General features: G+C 41.4%; 16 protein-coding genes and 1 pseudogene. 8 read left to right on the plus strand and 9 right to left on the minus strand.

Going from position 1 to position 17703, the window contains the following annotated elements; all coding sequences use genetic code 11:
• Positions 1-289 precede the first annotated feature (289 nt).
• Genes BXY_RS04865 through BXY_RS04875 form a run of 3 tightly spaced genes read right to left on the minus strand, consistent with a single transcriptional unit; the run spans position 290 to position 2335 of the window.
• Positions 290-760, minus strand: coding sequence for a GyrI-like domain-containing protein (locus BXY_RS04865; RefSeq protein WP_004306423.1), 471 nt, complete (start codon positions 758-760; stop codon positions 290-292).
• A 31-nt stretch (positions 761-791) separates the two neighbouring features.
• Complete coding sequence (locus BXY_RS04870) at positions 792-1922, minus strand: GyrI-like domain-containing protein (RefSeq protein WP_004306425.1); 1131 nt, start codon at positions 1920-1922, stop codon at positions 792-794.
• On the minus strand, positions 1919-2335 hold the full coding sequence (locus tag BXY_RS04875; protein ID WP_004306427.1) for a DUF3788 domain-containing protein: 417 nt from the start codon (positions 2333-2335) through the stop codon (positions 1919-1921). Before BXY_RS04875 ends, BXY_RS04870 begins: the two co-directional genes overlap by 4 nt.
• Before the next feature lie 198 nt (positions 2336-2533).
• On the opposite strand from BXY_RS04875, the gene BXY_RS04880 reads away from it, so the two are divergent.
• Positions 2534-3154: a hypothetical protein gene (locus BXY_RS04880; RefSeq protein WP_004306429.1), complete on the plus strand. Its 621-nt coding sequence runs from the start codon at positions 2534-2536 to the stop codon at positions 3152-3154.
• Positions 3155-3227: 73 nt separating this feature from the next.
• On the opposite strand, the gene BXY_RS04885 is transcribed toward BXY_RS04880, so the two are convergent.
• The 5 genes from BXY_RS04885 to BXY_RS04905 form a co-directional block, all read right to left on the minus strand.
• Positions 3228-4073 carry a 23S rRNA (adenine(2030)-N(6))-methyltransferase RlmJ gene (locus tag BXY_RS04885; RefSeq protein ID WP_015531333.1) on the minus strand — a complete coding sequence of 282 codons (846 nt, stop codon included), beginning with the start codon at positions 4071-4073 and terminating at the stop codon, positions 3228-3230.
• 54 nt (positions 4074-4127) lie between these two features.
• Entirely contained in the window at positions 4128-4604 is a 477-nt protein-coding gene (locus BXY_RS04890; RefSeq protein ID WP_008640754.1) for a DinB family protein, read from the minus strand.
• A gap of 103 nt (positions 4605-4707) precedes the next feature.
• Complete coding sequence (locus BXY_RS04895; protein WP_015531334.1) at positions 4708-6840, minus strand: cation:proton antiporter; 2133 nt, start codon at positions 6838-6840, stop codon at positions 4708-4710.
• 259 nt (positions 6841-7099) lie between these two features.
• A complete protein-coding gene (locus tag BXY_RS04900) occupies positions 7100-7465 on the minus strand; it encodes an MmcQ/YjbR family DNA-binding protein (protein WP_004306433.1) in 366 nt (121 codons plus the stop codon).
• 74 nt (positions 7466-7539) lie between these two features.
• Positions 7540-8112 (minus strand): Crp/Fnr family transcriptional regulator, encoded by a 573-nt coding sequence (locus BXY_RS04905; protein ID WP_004306434.1) that lies wholly within the window; start codon positions 8110-8112, stop codon positions 7540-7542.
• Between the two features lie 152 nt (positions 8113-8264).
• Here BXY_RS04905 and BXY_RS04910 point away from each other — a divergent pair, with 152 nt between their 5' ends.
• The 3 genes and pseudogenes from BXY_RS04910 (at position 8265) to BXY_RS04925 (ending at position 11845) form a co-directional block, all read left to right on the plus strand.
• On the plus strand, positions 8265-8585 hold the full coding sequence (locus tag BXY_RS04910; protein ID WP_004306435.1) for a DMT family transporter: 321 nt from the start codon (positions 8265-8267) through the stop codon (positions 8583-8585).
• Positions 8586-8884: 299 nt separating this feature from the next.
• Positions 8885-10597, plus strand: a pseudogene (locus tag BXY_RS04920) (ATP-binding protein).
• Between the two features lie 168 nt (positions 10598-10765).
• Positions 10766-11845, plus strand: coding sequence for a linear amide C-N hydrolase (locus BXY_RS04925; protein ID WP_004299162.1), 1080 nt, complete (start codon positions 10766-10768; stop codon positions 11843-11845).
• Positions 11846-12058: 213 nt separating this feature from the next.
• Here the strand turns inward: BXY_RS04925 and BXY_RS04930 are convergent, their stop codons facing one another.
• A complete protein-coding gene (locus BXY_RS04930) occupies positions 12059-12709 on the minus strand; it encodes an HU family DNA-binding protein (RefSeq protein ID WP_015531335.1) in 651 nt (216 codons plus the stop codon).
• A 347-nt stretch (positions 12710-13056) separates the two neighbouring features.
• Between BXY_RS04930 and BXY_RS04935 the strand changes: the two genes are divergently transcribed.
• The 4 genes from BXY_RS04935 (at position 13057) to BXY_RS04950 (ending at position 17690) form a co-directional block, all read left to right on the plus strand.
• Positions 13057-15150: a BT4734/BF3469 family protein gene (locus tag BXY_RS04935; RefSeq protein WP_015531336.1), complete on the plus strand. Its 2094-nt coding sequence runs from the start codon at positions 13057-13059 to the stop codon at positions 15148-15150.
• A gap of 497 nt (positions 15151-15647) precedes the next feature.
• The gene (locus BXY_RS04940; RefSeq protein ID WP_015531337.1) at positions 15648-16178 is read left to right on the plus strand and encodes a methylated-DNA--[protein]-cysteine S-methyltransferase; all 531 of its coding nucleotides are present in this window, start codon (positions 15648-15650) and stop codon (positions 16176-16178) included.
• The gene (locus tag BXY_RS04945) at positions 16175-17029 is read left to right on the plus strand and encodes a bifunctional helix-turn-helix domain-containing protein/methylated-DNA--[protein]-cysteine S-methyltransferase (protein WP_004306442.1); all 855 of its coding nucleotides are present in this window, start codon (positions 16175-16177) and stop codon (positions 17027-17029) included. The genes BXY_RS04940 and BXY_RS04945 overlap by 4 nt, the downstream gene beginning before the upstream one ends.
• Before the next feature lie 82 nt (positions 17030-17111).
• Entirely contained in the window at positions 17112-17690 is a 579-nt protein-coding gene (locus BXY_RS04950; protein ID WP_008777386.1) for a DJ-1/PfpI family protein, read from the plus strand.
• Positions 17691-17703 lie beyond the last annotated feature (13 nt).

A 17703-nucleotide genomic window follows, 5' to 3' on the forward strand; every position in this document is an offset into this window, starting at 1 on the left:
GAGAAACGGGTTATTGGTTTTAAAGGAAAAGCCCGAATAGTAACCGCCTGGATAACAGTGTTTTACAAAATAACGTTATCTATCAGAAATACATAGGAGTTTTATTGACATTTTTTTTGCAATACCGTTTATTTCTATTGCATCTATTACTGTAATAATATTTACATTAGAACTAAAATATGGCATTTATAAAAGAATCTGTTTCATTCCTTTCCGTACCGTTTTGAATCAAATAACAATAATTGGAGCTTGGGAAGAATCTACATGATGAAGTAGATGAAATCAACATTTATAATAGTGGCATTTCTATTCTCGTCACCTGTTCTTCTTCGGGTACATTGGGATTGCTGTAATAATATTCAATGGATGTTCCCGAAAGTTTGTAACCGTTGGTTTTTATCCATTCCATCATTTCGTTGTACAGGACAGCCAATTCACTGTAAGTTCCTCTATGTAGACAGGAAACTATTTTTCTTTCCGGTATCGTTATGGAGCGTATATCCCCTTCACCCTGTAATTCTTTGGATGACTTTAGACCAATAATCATTTTGATATTGTGTTCCGTCAGACTTTCAAAGTTGGGATATTCAACGTAGGGGATGTCGGTAGTGACTTCACCCTGTTCCTTAAATAAAGAGTCTATTTTTACAAAGTTCTTTCCGATAGCTTCCGACATTCCGTTCATATCTGTTTGTACTTCAACAGCCAAAGCGGGCTGTTTCGGTTGCTTCAATAGCATGATTTCTGAAATTTTTCCCATAATACATTGTTTTTAGAGGGTTGATAATTAATTATTTCTTGATGACCGGAATATAGATGTCGGTAATTAGTTCTGTTCTAAGGGTGGAGGCAGGGCGGTTCATATACATTTCAAAGCTAAAGGTGCTTTGAGGACGATATTTACTTTCCGGGAACCACTCTTCATAAATAGTCCGGTAGAATTTATGCAATAAAGAGTAGTCACCGATATGCCTGAATATAGCATAACGACCACCGGGAACTTCTATCACTCCCGGCTGGAAATCATTTTCTTTGTTATCGATTATGACCCCGAGATAGAAGCGACATTTATCTATTGGGGTGATGGCCGGGTCGTCCATACTAAGGCTGACAAACTTATCATTCGACTTTTCTTCATTGCGCTGTCTAGCATAGTTGGTGAGCCTGTCCCATATTAATTTGTATCGGAGTTCATCCTTATACTTTTCACCCACCTCGATACAAAATACTTTCATCGGCAGAATCGACCGGATTTCAGGAGTGATAACCGCATGCTGTTCGTCATACATCGGCTTATACTTCTCCCTATATTGAGAGGTTGACACTCCAAAATGTTTTTTGAAGGCTTTTGCCAGACTGAATTTAGTCTGATAGTTTGTTTGCTCCGAAATCTGATTTAATGTAAAGTCGGTGGATACTAACAGATGTGCTATATGTTCGAGGCGCAAACGTTGTATGTAGCTTCCAATATTTTCTCCGGCAACGGTTTGAAACACTCTTCTGAAGTGATATTTGGAAAGTCCGCTTATCGTACTAAGTATATCTGCATCTAAACTATCGAATAAATGATTGTTGATGTAAACGACTATATCCTGAATCTTTTGGTGATGGATATTACTGGTTTCCAACTTCTGTTTCCATCGGTTCAGTTTGGGGAGCCGTTCGTTGAGTATTCGTCTAAGTTCCTTCGGCGAATAAGCGGTATCTGCATATTCATTGTACTTATCGGTGTATTTTATCCAGATATTAATCATTTCCGACATCGGAATGTCGACGATATATTTTCCATCTTTCAGGCAGTAGTAGCAATATTCATCACTTCGGGAACCGTCGGAGTTAGTACCCAGATATTTCTCTATATCAAAGCGGAGAGGCATCCCGCAACTTTGACAATACCTTTTATTTATATCTGATTCAATCATCGGTTGGGTTTTCGTTTGATGGATAGCAGTCGCTCCATATCATTAAATAAATAAGTGTCTTTCAATTCGAACATAAGCCACTTCCCATCGTGGAAAGTCGTCGTCTCATCGTATATCTTTTGAGTCTCATTGGAGAATACTTCTCGCAGAGATTCAAATTTGGCACGCTCATCTTTACCTAAAATGACCATGAAGCCAATCGTTTGTTCTTTGGCGTATAGGGCACACAGCGTTTTTCCGCCTTTGCGATATTTATATTCGTATATCCATTTTTTCCCTCCATGGTTCCATAGTTGTTCCATATTGTACTTTTGCTCGATAAGCTGGCAAAGTGAAGTCCATATATCATAAAGTTCCTTACCTATCAAGGCTTCCAGTGTTTCGGGAGTGGGAATCTGCAAAGTTTCTTTCATGGTATTCTGTATTTACTTTTGATTATCCATATCACAAAGGTAGGCTGATTTTCTAATAGATCGTTGTCCAATATAGGCATTTTGTGTGTAGCTGGTGAACAATCTGCCCGGAAATTAATTTATTTTGTAAAAGCGAAATATTGGCAGTATAACCTTTATCTTTGCATTAATTTAAAAACAAAGCCCCAATTAAAGAAAATGAAAACAATATTATTAGCAGTAGGTACGCTCTGCCTCATGGCAGGTTGCTCGTCAAAAGTGGCAAGCTCAAAAGGAATCGTTAGTGATGCAACCATGAATACGGTAACGATTGTTACTGATAAGAATGATACCCTTTCGTTCAGTACGATAGATGCAAATAAAGATGAAGTCAACGGTTTGCTTCTGAATGATACGCTGGAAGTGTTCTATACCGGAAAATATACACCGGGAATGCCGGCTTCTAAATTAGTTCAGTATCCGCAATCTCCGATTGTGGGAGGTGATCGGGATGAACATGGCTGTATCGGTTCTGCCGGATATGTATGGTGTGAAGTGCAAAAAGACTGTATCCGCTTGTTTGAGAAAGGAATCCGCACGGAATCGGTGGACGATAGCAATGCTTCTGCCTTTATTGTGTTTAGTCCTGACTCTACGCAACTGGAACTTTTCTTTTCCAATAATCAGCCCAATGAAATATTGGAGAGACGTGGCCTGCCTTCAGGAGGTTATGCATGGAACGTGGAAGATGACGATACGAAAAATGTACGGCTAATAGATGGTTTGTGGACAATCAGCCAAAGAAATAAGTTAATTTATAGCCAAAAGGCCGGAAACTGATTTTAAAAGCTCCGGCTTTCTGACGCTCTGTTTGTAGAGTAATGTTCTAGGTAATTAAATTAATAAGTGGATATCAAAGATGCTGAATATATAAACTTCCATCATAATCTTTGTATTTAGCATCTTTGTATATATCAACCGGTTTGTTACTGTAATCAAGAATGGTATCTTTGGAGATTTGTGATAAATTTGTAGCCAAAATACCACTTCCCAAAATGCCCGGATTACATAATATACTGTCTTTTCTTATTGAATTCATAGTAAGCTCTACACCTATGTAATCCTTGATACCTGCCTTTTCCAGACTGGATACAATATAGTTGTCCAAAGATTCTTTATCATCTTCGGTCATGAATCCATACCATAATAAACACTTCATTCCTAATTGAGTAGCCTGTATCAGGATATCGAGATAGGTTACTCCTGAATCTCCTTTCTTGTCTATTTCGTAAGGATCGATATGAATGAAAGAGGATGAAGGAAGTGAAGGCAATAGCTCTATGGTACCTCTCGAAGAGTCGGCATGATGCATCTCTACAGATGCACTTAATCCGACTTGTTTGGCATAGGTACCCACATTTTCCAACGCACTCTTTTCTAAATCAAAGAATACAAACCTTTTTGCTTGCTTCTCTAATACATTCATTGCCAGGGCAGGAGAACCCAGATAATTTCCTTTTGCCATTTCTGTACTTTCCAGTTGGTAATAAATGGAATCTTTTAGAGATTTGTCATCATCTGCTTTCTCCAGGAAATGATAGATACCATATTGCTGCTCCGGAGTTTGCGTCATGGAGTAGATGGCACATGCGGAATTGGTTTCTACATATACTTGTGGGGCTTCATTTCTAAGAACTTCACAGAGTATCAGATGTTTCAGTACATCGGGTTGTTTTGCGAAATGAGTGTAAGTTGCCATGTGGATACATCTTAATATTTATAGAACATAAAAGAACTGCAACCGCTATCCTTTTTAGGCATTCATTAATTCATGGATTTCATGAATATGCAGGTGCAAATGACTTAGATAACCTTCTATCATGTCTTGTAGCGTAACCCTTGTTCCTTCAAAGTCACACCAGTAGCTATCCAGTTTTGTCTGATCTACAGATTTTATAACCTGAATGATATGCAGGTTAAAAAACTTCCATAGTTGAATCAGGTTATTCCAATCTTCATTTTGGTAATCTTGTAATGCTATCCACAGATCATTATCCTGACGGTAATCGGGAAAGAAAAGCAAATCTTTACTGTATTGCAATCTGACCATGCGTTGGTGATTGTTTGATGCCGAATCAATCAAATGTCCGAGAATCTGTTTGATAGTACGATTTTGTTTATTACGTTTCAACGTGATCGTATCATTTTGTAGCCCGGTTAGTATTTTCTCTTCAGTTTCTATCACATGATAGATTCCTTCTGTTATTTTGGAAAAATCAACGTTTGACATACCATTCTTTTCCTTTAGGTGTTTATAGCAAAATTGCTAATAGTACAAATATAGATAAATGTATCGATATTTATAAATTAAACGGAACTTTTCAATTCTAATTTTATCCCTCTTTCTTAAACCACCTGTAAAACCATTTACCGACTTTCTCGTAATGTCGGGTTTCGGTATCAGTATATAGCTTGGAGAAGAAAGACGTGTCCAACGGCTCTCCCGACTGGTTAGGATACAGCACGATGAAGCTATTGTTGGAGAAATATTTCCCAAGCTGTCTCGGTAACTTCTCAAAAGAACTGTCATACGAAAGAGTTCCTGGTCGTGCACTGATAATAACCAATAAATGATCGTAACTTACCTGTCCTGTCAATACCAGCAGGTCATTCCAGTCCTCTAAGAGAGAGAAATCGGTAAGCGTCTGTTTATGCCTTTTCTTTATCCACGCTTGTAGGCGGATGGTAGTCTTTTCATTGGCAAAGAAGTGTACGCGGCATCCAAGAGTGCTCCCCATGCGACAAAAGTGTTCCATCCAATGCGGAAAGCCGGATTCATATTCGGCTTTAGGAGGGACGGCAACGACAATCCGTTTGATTGTATGGACCGGTATCAGAAATTTAGAGATAATTATTTCACAGTTTAATCCGTTCAATAAGTGTTCGGCAAGTATTCCAAAGTATGAATCTGTGATGTTTTTCTTGCGGTGCAGGCCGGTGATAATACTCGTAATCTCATTCTCCTTGACTGAATGGATAATACCGGAAGCTATATTCAAATCATACCGGGTGACCTTTTTGAGTGGTACATTTGCTTCCGTTGCTATCATTTCGGCTTTTTCCAGATAATGTTTGCTTCGAATTCGTAGATTATCAGAGTTATTATCGTCGTTGATGACATTTAATGCCAGGAGATTATCTTTCAATTTGGGGTCACGTATGACTAGAGAAAGATTCACCATGTCCTCGATAGTGTCCGGGTTGGCTATGGATATTAAAATCTTCTCTGTTTCTTTCGACGATTCATTTTCAGGTTGTGAATCATCCATTGCCATTTTTCTGGCTGCCCGTTCGGTAATCAGTGAACTCACTACGCAAGTAACCAGGATAAGCAAGACTGTTCCGTTTAGTACATCATCATTCAATAACCGTTCGCCGGTGGGCAGAATAATGTTGTATCCAACTAACACAGCCGCCAATGTGGCTGCCGCCTGTGCATTACTCAAACCATACATCAGATTTCGTTCAAGAACAGACATCTTATATATCTTTTGAGTGAGCCAGCAAGCAATCCATTTGCCTGTCAGCGCCATGGTTATCATCACGGCGGCAACTTTTAAGGCATCCCCCTCTCCGAAAAGAACACGTAAGTTGATTAACATTCCCACTCCGATAAGGAAATAAGGAATAAAAAGTGCATTACCAACGAACTCTAAATGATCCATCAATGGAGAGACGTGGGGGATGAGCCGGTTAAGTACCAATCCTGCGAGGAAAGCTCCCAAGATACCTTCCATACCAACAAGCTCCATCAACCCTGCTCCTAGAAAGACCATCGCAAGCACGAAAATAAATTGCATCACGTTGTCATTGTACCGGTGAAAGAACCAACGACCGATGCGCGGAAAGAAATAAATGATCAGTGCCCCTAGAAAGATTACTTTTACCACCAGCCAAATCCAAAACAATCCTCCGGTTTCTCCTTTGAACAATCCGCCTATAACAGCCAGTACCAGCAGCGTGAGTGTATCCGTTACGGCCGTTCCTCCTACGGCAATACTTACGCTACGATGGCGTGATATGCCGAAGCGGGTGACGATAGGGTAGGCCACGAGCGTATGGGAGGCATACATGCTGGCTAATAATATAGAGGTGATTACACCATATTTCAGATAAGATACATTGGCCACGAATCCAATCCCGATGGGAACGATAAAAGCCAGTAAACCGAGCACTAATGCTTTGTTTCGCGTCTCTTTGAAATCTCCCATATTCATTTCCAGACCAGCCAGGAACATGATGTAATAGAGTCCGACTTTCCCGAATAACTGAAAGCTGCTGTCTCGTGCCAGGATATTAAATCCATGTTCGCCAATAGCCAGTCCTGCCAGGATCATACCGATAATATGAGGGATGCGCAGTTTATTCAATAATATCGGAGCAAACAATATAATTAGGAGTACAAGGAGAAATATCCATGTAGGGTCGGTGATAGGGAATGTTAAATCAAGGCCAATCCAATCCATAATTTGACGAGTTCGTGATATTTGTTCCGCAAAATAACCTAAAAAAATGCTTCTAAAAAAGCATTAGTTAATAAAATTAGTCATTTATTTTTTCTCCAGATTCATGATTGCCGGAATGAAGAATGCAAGTGTTCCTGGGACATACGTTTTTAAATATACGATGATTTTATCCGTGTGTGCGTTTTGGGGTGTATAGTGATTTTATCCGGCTCTACTTTTAGCAATAATAGTAGTGCCGGATATGTCTATTTTTCGAATCCTAAATCATGTTCTTGTATTCCTCTTGTTTTTTCTTGGGTAACTTCTTTATAACTTCTTCTACCGAGTGGCTAATCAACTCCTTTATGAGTTTATCGGGAACATCTCCTTCCAAGTAAACGGTTATCCAATGTTTCTTATCCGAAAAAGGTCCCCAAAAAATGTCTTCGTATTGTTCTATGAGCTCTTCTGATTTATCAGGATTACATTTCATATCCGCCCAGAATCTTCCGTTTTTAGGACGTAATGTAGCAAAAGTGAACATTTTATCCATAACCTTGAAAACCAAAGTATGTTCATCAAACGGCATACATTCTGTTGCTCCTTTGACTGACAGGCAATATTCTCTATAATCTTCGATATTCATGACTTCTCTTTTTTGATTCATTCGTTGTACAAATATATCACTTTCTGTTTGCTTTTGAAAAACATGTTTCTATCTCAAAGTACCCGTTTCAATTTCGCCCTTATCCGGCTTAAACTTACCGGAGTTATTCCCAGATAAGAAGCAAGACACTCCAATGGTATTCTCTGTAATAGCTCCGGATTATTTTGTATCAGTTTCATATACCGTTCGGACGCGGTGGTGAATAAGAGAGAAATAAGTCTTTCCTCTGTTTGCAGGAACTCTGATTCGGCAAACTTGCGCCCCCAGTTGGCAATATGGATATCTTCCTTGAATAATTCGTGTAAGTCTTTGCGCTTTAATAGATACAACACCGAGTTTTCCATCAGTTCCATTGACTCATACCCCTGTTGATTATTTACATAGCTTTTCAATGAGACAATGGTTGACCCTTCTTTCCCAATCCAGAACGTTACCTCTTTTCCGTCTACGGGAATGTAAGCTCTAGCAATCCCTTTCTCGATGAAAAAGATATTCGTTTCAGTCTTGCCAGCCTCCAATATATGATAACCTTTGGGATATGTGATTTTTGACAGATGTTTGACCACCTTATCCGCTGAAGCCTCCGGCATCCGATATATCCTGTTTATAATCTCGTGTATATCCATATCGCATTGAATCATTATTCTGCAAAAATACAAAAAGTTATATTAGGAAAAGAGATTTGATGATACTCTTACACCGTCGTTTCTTATCAAATGTAAAGTGAAAGCTCCGGGCATCTTGTTAATTTTGCAGTCTAATATTAAAATAGAATGATATGAATTGGATTATATTGATTATTGCCGGACTGTTTGAGGTTGGTTTTACCTTTTGTCTAGGCAAGATTAAAGGAGCGACAGGCACCGATTTTTATTTGTGGGGAGCGGGATTTGTAATCTCTGTAACCTTAAGCATGTTCCTACTGGCAAAGGCTGCGCAAACATTGCCTATCGGCACTGCATATCCTGTTTGGACGGGGATAGGAGCGGTGGGGACTGTATTGATCGGTATCCTGTTCTTTCATGAACCGGCAACTTTGGGTCGTTTGTTTTTTATGACGACTCTGATTATTTCAATCGTAGGGTTGAAACTGATATAACCAGACGAATAGGATTTAGTTTTAATAGATAGAAAAGTGTGATAAGGACTTTTTCAGTGTAAGTCATATATTGTTGAAAAGATTCCATCCGGTATAATATTGAGGAAGTTTGGAATTGACGAGGTCGATTATGTAATATATGCTTTCGTAATTCTGCGATTATTAGGCATTTATAAGAAGTCGTTTTGATGGGAAAAAGTTTGGTTTCTAAAATAAATGTATATATTTGCAGAATGTGGGACGCATCTCGTCCGGATTCGAAACTAAACTAAAATTCTATTTACTGTTATCTATTAAACATGAAATCCACTGATTCTGAACCTCAAGGGGGCGGTATGGAACTGGAACAGTACCGTACCAGCCTCGAACAGATGGTTGAAGAGAAATCTAAAGACTTGATCGCTATTCAGGAGAATCTCGAAGCAACCAACCGACGGCAGGCATTATTTATCAAGGTACTGCAAATTTTGTAATTGGAACCGGATATACCTACTGCTATGAATATGGCACTGGCCGAAATTGGCCGTTATACTGGTGTCGACCGTTTGGCGACATGGGAAAACCACCTCGACGGAGTTACGTATGGCTGCACCAACGAATGGTGCAACGACGGTATAGAACCCGCTATCGATTACTTGCGGAGTATGACCATTGAAGCGGGAAAACCCTGGTTCGACATGCTGGAAGAAAACCATATCATTTGTACGTCCGATATTTATTCGCTTGATCCCTTTATTACTCAAATGCTCGAAGTGCAAGGCGTAAAAGCCATTGCTGTTTTTCCCCTGTCACAATTGGGAGTACATTTCGGCTTTCTTTCGTTCAACTTTTGCTGGAACAAACAATGGGATGAAAAAGATGTGGAACTGATGAGCCAGATATCGCAAATTGTATCTACTGCTACTAAACGCTGGCAAGTTGAAACATCGCTGCAACAGTCGCAGCGAACCATGCAAAAGGTATTGGACAATATCAATGCCAATATTTTTGTGAGTGATTACGATACGTTGAAAGTGATTTTTGCCAATAAGCCTTTCAGGGAAGAAGCAGGAGAAGTTCCGGAAAATGCGGAATGTTGGAGAATGTTGAATGCAGGTCTGGAAAATGGGTGTAAACACTGCCCGAAGCCGAAGTTGCTCGATGCCAACCGTAAGTTTACAGGCGTTCATTTTTGGGAAGACTACAATCCGGTCACCAAACGTTGGTATACCATCCAGAGCATGGCAATAAAATGGCTCGACGGACGTTGGGCAATCATGGAACTGGCTACCGATATCACCACCCGCAAACAGGTGGAACTGGAGCTGATTCAAGCTAAAGAAAAAGCGGAAGAATCGGACAGGCTCAAATCAGCATTCCTTGCCAATATGAGCCATGAAATACGTACTCCTTTGAATGCCATCGTCGGTTTTTCCAGTCTGCTTGCCGAAACCGATGAGGCGGAGCTGCGTCATGTATATATGTCTTTAGTGCAGGAGAACAATGAGCTGTTGCTCAACCTTATTTCCGACATTCTGGACATCTCCAAAATCGAAGCCGGTATGATAGATCTTGTTATGGGACGGGTGGATGTACCACAACTTTGCCGGGAAGTGATTGCTACCTTCTCACACAAAAAACGTGACACTGCGGTCGAACTGCGGTTTGATGAAAATTCACCGCAGATTGTGATTGATGCTGATAAAAACCGAATCATGCAAGTACTCTCTAATTTTCTGACTAATGCCTTGAAGTTTACGACTAAAGGCTCAATCACACTTTCCTATTCATTGGAAGATGAGAGTCAGGTGCGTTTTTGTGTAACGGATACGGGCAAAGGGATTCCCGATGAACAAAAACATGAAATATTTAATCGTTTTGTAAAATTAGACTCATTTGTATAAGGTGCCGGATTGGGATTATCCATCTGTCAAAGCCTGGTCAATAGGATGGGCGGAAAGATTGGAGTCGAATCCCGTGAGGGGGAAGGGTCGTGCTTCTGGTTCACTCATCCGTATGTTCCCGGTGCTTAACCAAAAAAAAGAGATTGCATATTGAAGCAAACTACGTATATTGTTCCGCAAAGTACGGGACGAACAAAAAACAATAGTTTTCTTGAGAGAGGTGTCTGCAAACTAAAATAACCCATATTTTGTTGTCTTTATACAGTATTGAGTTTTTAGCAAATAAATATATAAATAATGATGAAGATGACAAAGAACTTATTGCTAGGGATTGCTGCCGTATGTGGCAGCACTTTTCAGGCTGTAGCTTGTACGGGAATCTCGCTGACATCCCGTGACGGCAGTTATGTGCAGGCCCGTACGATTGAATGGGCGCGCGGTGTGTTGCAAAGCGAGTATGTGATTATTCCACGTGGCCAACAGCTCACGTCATTCACTCCTACAGGTGTCAATGGACTAACGTTTACGGCAAAATATGGAGTGGTTGGTCTGGCTGTTGTACAAAAAGAATTTATTGCCGAAGGAATCAATGAGGCCGGACTTTCGGCCGGACTATTTTTCTTTCCTCATTATGGGGGATATAAAACGTATGATGCTGCACAGAACCAGCGGACACTGGCAGACCTTCAAGTGACGGAGTGGCTGTTGTCGCAGTTTTCCACTATCGACGAGGTGAAGGCAGCCCTTTCTTCTGTACGTGTTGTAGGATTGGAAAAGACAGCGGTAGTACATTGGCGTATCGGTGAACCGTCGGGGCGTCAGGTTGTGTTGGAAATTGTAGGTGGTGTGCCGCATTTTTATGAGAATGAAGTAGGAGTATTGACGAATGCCCCCGGTTTTGAATGGCAACTTACAAATTTGAACAATTACGTCAATCTTCATCCGGGTGACGCTTCCGTGCAAAAATTGAGCGGTATTACGTTGCAACCTACTGGTGGCAACTCCGGTTTTCTCGGCATTCCGGGTGATGCCACGCCTCCTTCGCGGTTTGTGCGTGCGGCCTTTTACCGGGGGACAGCTCCGCAACGTGCCACAGGCTTTGATACCGTGCAGCAATGTTTCCACTTGCTTAATAATTTTGATATTCCTATTGGTATAGAACATTCACAGGGTGATATTCCGGATATTCCCAGTGCTACGCAATGGACCTCAGCTATCGACCTCACGAACCGGAAGGTTTATTATAAAACAGCTTATAACAATTCGATACGTTGCATTGACTTAAAAGCTATTGATTTCTCAAAGGTAAAATATCAATCACAACCGTTGGATAAGATACAGGAGCAGCCGGTTGAAATGGTTAAGATTCCCCGGTAAAATATGGAACGGTATGGAGGTGCTCTTGTATAATAGTTGCTCGCATTAAGAATGCTCTCAAATAAATGTTGGTGACGTTTTACCCTCACACCCTCACCCTTTGTGCTCAATCCATTTATTCATCGGGGTTACAGGCGTGAGGGTAAAGGTGAGAGTAGGTGAGGGTAACTTTTTACTCTCACTCTGTCTCGTCCTGATTTGAGTTGACCAATCTTATTCCGTTTTTACACTAACTTCTTTATTATTACCATAATATCCACTTCCCGGCACATAAATCGGCTGCATGGCTCCACCCATATTTTTCAATTTACCCTCGTCGCGCAGACGTCGGATATGTCGCATGGCTGTACTTCTTGTCATTCCGCAAAGATATTGGAAGTCGTGTCTCCGCATAAATGGATGAGTACGGAAGTACTTAGTCAGTTGCAGGTCAATTTCCTCGTTCGTCAGTTGGGTGAAATCCAGTCCACCTTTGAGGTTTTTCACTTTAAGAACGCCGAATTCGTTTTTCAATGTCTGGTCGGCACGAAACTGAATGGCCTTTAGCTTCACTTTGGTCACTTTCCGTTTTGTGTCTACCGTTACAGGTTCCGTGGTCGTCAGGCAGGGATGGAAATAACCGATGCCGTCCAGATGAACTTGGCGTCCTTCCGCCAATTCCTGTCCCATGATGTGTGAAAGCGCATCAAGTACGGCTGTGACGTCTGTTTCTGTCAGTGAACAACGTTCTTGAATACGTCGGCGCAGTACGTCGGTCCCTGTGGAACCGTTGTATTTGATGCGCGGATGCAGGGTGTTTCCGTTTTCTCCCTGCTGTTTGTTTGAAGGCTTCGGGTCTTCATACCAATCGAATAATATTGCCATAGCTCTATATTTGTTTTAAATGAACTCTTCTTGTTATGTATTCTCTTAGATAGTAATACATTAATGCTTAATGTTTCTTTTGTTAAACTCTAATGATTTGCAAGGGCTCACCCATGTGAACAAGGCTGTTTACGTCTGTAGACGTTTTTATTTACAATTGATAGCCTGTTTGTTCACACGGGTGAGCCCTTGACAACTACTAAGCAAAGATACATAAATAATAAGGCAAATGCAAATAATATGCAGGTATTTATCGGATAAAATGCTTGTTTACCGGAGGATAAAAGCGTATCTTTACAGGAATTAAATATGTAGATGTGATTGTAGAAAAAATAGACAAAAATAGGATGAAAGTTACTTTAATCAGACAAGACAACGGGAGCGGAAAAGAAACTCTTAGCATTTGTGAGACAGGCACACTATTCGACAAAATGAAGACGGAAACTAAAGCGGGACATATCACGGCTTTGCGGGAGATTATACCGTTGCTGGAAGGTACGTATGCCCGATACGAACATATTGATAAATTGCCATACATTTATTCTGCTGTGGAATATACCCGTACCAAAGAGGGCGAACGGAAAATGAAGCAGTACAACGGTTTGGTACAGTTGGAAGTGAGCCGGTTGGCCGGTGGCTCGGAAGCGGAGTTTGTGAAACGGCAAGCGGCACTTCTGCCACAGACTTTTGCCGCTTTTTGTGGCTCCAGCGGGCGTAGCGTGAAAATATGGGTGCGTTTCGCTTTGCCGGATGACGGAGGGTTGCCGGTCAAGGAAGCGGAGGCGGAATTATTTCATGTTCATGCTTATTGGCTGGCTGTGAAATGTTATCAGCCGATGTTGCCTTTCGATATTGATTTGAAAGAACCTGTTTTGGCACAGAGATGCCGTATGACGCTGGACGAATCTCCTTATTATAATCCGGATGCGGTGCCGTTCTGCCTGGAACAACCGCTTACGATGCTGGGAGAAGAGACTTTCCGCCAGCGGAAACAGGGAGAGAAAAATCCGTTATTACGGTTGCAGCCGGGATATGAGTCGGCGCAAACATTCACGAAGATTTATGAAGCGGCCTTGAACAGGGCACTTCAGGAAATGGAGGATTGGAAACGTGGGGACGACTTGCAGCCTTTATTGGTTCGCCTTGCCGAGCATTGTTTCAAAGCGGGGCTTCCCGAAGAGGAAGCGATACGACAGACGATGATTCATTATTATCGCGAGGAAGAAGAGCAGGTGATCCGTTCGATACTGCATAATCTTTATCAGGAGTGTAAGGGATTCGGCAAGAAAAGCAGTATCAATAAAGAGCAGGAGACGGCTTTTCTGTTGGAAGAGTTTATGAAACGTCGGTATGAATTCCGTTACAATACGGTGCAGGACGATTTGGAATATCGGCAGCGCGATTCTGTTCACTTTTGCTTTAAGCCGGTGGATAAACGGGTGCGCAACAGTATTGCGATCAATGCTTTGAAGGAAGGCATCAGTGCGTGGGACCGTGATGTGGATCGTTTTCTGAATTCGGAATGTGTTCCTTTGTATAATCCTGTGGAGGAATATCTTTATGAGACAGGTCGCTGGGACGGGAAGGATCGTATCCGTGCATTGGCTGGTCTGGTGCCTTGTGATAATCCGCATTGGCAGGAATTATTTTACCGCTGGTTTCTTAGTATGGTGGCGCATTGGAGGGGAGTTGATCGGCAACATGGTAATAATACTTCGCCTTTATTGGTCGGTTCGCAGGGGTATCGCAAGTCAACATTCTGTCGTATTATTCTGCCGCCGGAGTTGCGTTTCGGCTATACGGACAGTATTGATTTTAAAAGTAAACAGGAGGCGGAACGCTATTTGGGACGTTTTTTTCTGATCAATATTGATGAGTTCGATCAGATTAATGTCAGTCAGCAGGGGTTCTTGAAGCATTTGTTGCAGAAGCCTGTGGCGAATCTGCGCAAACCATACGGTAATACGATTCGGGAAATGAGGCGTTATGCTTCTTTTATCGGTACCAGCAATCAGAAAGATTTGCTTACCGATCCTAGCGGTAGCCGCCGTTTTATTTGCATCGAGGTGACGGCTCCTATTCAAACGAACGTTACCATCAATTACAAACAGCTGTATGCTCAAGCAATGGAGGCGATTTATAAAGGGGAACGTTATTGGTTGAATGATGAGGATGAAAACATATTAAAACAGACTAACCGTGAGTTTGAACAGGTGAGTCCGCTGGAACAGCTGTTCCACTGCTATCTTAATCCCGTAGAAGAGGAAATGGAAGGCGAATGGCTGACTGCCATGCAGATTTTGAATTATTTACAGACGAAAACACGGGATAAACTGGCTATTAATAAGGTAGGACAGTTTGGGCGTGCACTTCAAAAACTGAATATTCCTTGCCGTAAGTCTCGTAAAGGGACGCTTTATCATTTGATGAAAGTAGAGTAATTGATAAAGGTGGTGTGAAAGGGGGCTTTGTCAACCAAAATCAGGACGAGACAGGGTGAGGGTAACTTTTTACCCTCACCTACCCTCACTCTTACCCTCATTACTGAAAGGACGATGAATAGGGGAATGCAGGGAAAGTGTGAGGGTGTGAGAGTAAATCATGTATAAAAAATAATTGGAGATTGAATTGAGGGATAGGTTTTCCCACTTTCTGCTTTATATCACTTTGTACGAGTATGAAGGCCAATGCTGTTCCTAAGAATTGTGTGGCGATCGGCAGTCCTTGCCGGGTAATAAAGTATATTGAGAACGATTGATTGTATGGAGGAGTGGGAGGGGAGATTGTCTTTTCTATGTAAGAATAGCAAATTTCGGGTCGTTTATCAGTGATGCGTGTAGTAATTTTGCGGCATTGGAAATAAGAGTGCGAGTATAAAAACGAAAATATTATTAGCTGTTATTTCAACTGTAAATATAATAAACGTATCTTTGGAAGTATGGAAGATAAAACGAATGTGATTAAGATACAGCGTTATCATTCTCCTTGTGGTGATTTGATGCTTGGCTCGCTGGAGGATAAGCTTTGTCTTTGTGACTGGGCGGCTGAAAGTCATAGGGATATCGTAGACAGGAGATTGCGGAAAGTGCTGAAAGCTGGTTATGAGGAAAGTACGTCAGATGTGATACAGGAGGCGATGAGCCAGTTAGATGAATATTTCAATGGCGAGCGGACTGTGTTTGAGGTGCCTTTGCTTTTTGTTGGTACGGAGTTTCAGAAGAGTGTATGGTATAAGTTGTTGGAGATTCCATACGGTTCGACTGTGTCATACGGTGAGCTGGCAAAACAACTCGATTTGCCGAAAGCTGTCCGTGCTGTTGCTGCCGCTAATGGGGCGAACGCTATTTCTATTTTTGCTCCGTGCCATCGTGTCATCGGTAGTAACCGCACGCTTGTTGGGTATGGAGGCGGATTGCCTGCTAAAAAGCGGTTGCTGGATTTGGAATTAAATGGCAAACCTCTGTTATGAATGAGCAAAAAACGCTTGACTATGCACGTATTGCGCAGGCAATCGGGTATATAAGGGAGAATTTTAAAAGGCAACCGGGATTGGATGAGATTGCCGGGGAGGTGGCGTTGAGTACAGCGCATTTCCAACGTATGTTTACGGAGTGGGCGGGAATTAGCCCTAAGAAGTTCTTGCAATATACTAGTATTGAATATGCCAAGAGAATCTTGAATGAAACTCATGCGTCTTTATTCGATGCGGCACAGGAAACAGGGCTTTCCGGTACGGGCAGATTGTATGACTTGTTTGTAAATATAGAAGGGATGACGCCGGGCGAATATAAAAACGGAGGTGAAAGTCTTTCTATCAATTACAGTTTTGCCAAAAGTCCTTTCGGTGAAATCTTCATTGCGTCTACCGATAAAGGTATTTGTTGTATGGAGTTTGCAGACGAACATGACGCGGCTTTTAACTCTTTACGGAAGAAGTTTCCTAATGCAAAGTTTACCTCGATTGTGGATGAAGTGCAGCAAAATGCTTTATTTATCTTCACGCAGGACTGGAGTAAACTCAAAGAAATAAAATTGCATCTGAAAGGTACTGACTTTCAACTAAAGGTATGGGAAACCTTACTGAAAATTCCTGTCGGTGGCTTGACTACTTACGGAGATATAGCCGTAGGAATCAATAATCCGAGAGCTTGCCGGGCTGTTGGAACGGCTGTCGGTGAGAATCCCGTAGCTTTCCTTATTCCGTGTCATCGGGTCATTCGTGCTTCCGGTGAGTTGGGAAATTACCATTGGGGAGAGATTCGCAAGACTGCAATGATTGGTTGGGAGGCTGCAAAAGGTGAGGTAAAGAGGGGATTATAGGGAAGAATGAAGGTGATTTTAGCTCATGTTTTTTTTAGGGCAATGCTGTTTCTTATATTATTAATATATAACTAATTTGATTATGAAATTATTGGTATTCCTTGCTAAAGGGTTTGAAACGATTGAGTTTAGTGCTTTTATAGATGTTATGGGATGGGCAAAGACGGATTTTGATTGTAAAATAGATGTTGTGACCTGTGGTTTGAATCAAAAAGTGATTAGTTCTTTCAATGTTCCTGTTTTGGTGGATAAAGTCATGGATGAAGTGTCTGCAGATGGATATGACGCGCTTGCGATACCCGGCGGATTTGAAGAATTCGGATTCTATGAGGAGGCATATAATGAACAACTTCTGGAATTGATACGACTGTTTGACTCACAAAAGAAATGGATCGCAACAGTCTGCGTGGGAGCTTTGCCTGTTGGGAAAAGTGGAGTGTTGAACGGTCGGAAAGCAACAACTTATCATCTTAGAGGTGCTCATAAACAGAAAGTGCTTCAGGGATTTGGAGCAACTATCGTAAATTCTCCCATCGTGGTGGATGATAATATCATAACTTCTTATTGTCCTCAAACATCATACGGGGTTGCATTGCTTTTATTAGAGAAGTTGACCTCTCATAAAGAAATGGTTTTAGTGAAAGATGCTATGGGATTTTAATAAGTTGCATTTA

It is taken from the genome of Bacteroides xylanisolvens XB1A, from assembly GCF_000210075.1.
GTDB lineage: Bacteria > Bacteroidota > Bacteroidia > Bacteroidales > Bacteroidaceae > Bacteroides > Bacteroides xylanisolvens.